Origin of the sequence: Brevibacillus sp. SIMBA_040 (assembly GCF_046535075.1) — a bacterium.
Classification (GTDB): domain Bacteria; phylum Bacillota; class Bacilli; order Brevibacillales; family Brevibacillaceae; genus Brevibacillus.
Map to the genome: position 1 here is coordinate 1 of NZ_JAWRXI010000217.1, position 265 is coordinate 265.

Annotated in this window: 1 protein-coding gene; it reads left to right on the top strand. The window is 61.5% G+C overall.

Features of this window, described 5'->3' with window-relative positions:
• Positions 1-49: 49 nt before the first annotated feature.
• On the top strand, positions 50-265 hold a 216-nt coding region (locus SB752_RS33575; protein WP_486320409.1), incomplete at its 3' end, for an STM2901 family protein.

Genomic DNA, 265 nt, shown 5'->3' on the forward strand with positions numbered 1-265 from the left:
TGAGACGCAGAAACAGCTTGGACTGGATGATTTGGGGGCTGCTGCGGCCGTGTTGCTCGGTCAGGCTGACGTGCCTGCGCCGGGCAAGTTTGTCGGGGCTACGGCAGGTACATCCGTAGCCTCGTTGGCTGCGCGCAAGCTGTTGCCTTTCAAGGTTGCGGTGCGGCTGCCGATGATTACCGGCGTGGGGCTTTCCGGGATTCGTGTTGCGTTTACTCGGAACCTTGGTGCTTGGGTCGGGCGTTTGATTCCTGTTGCCGGGGAG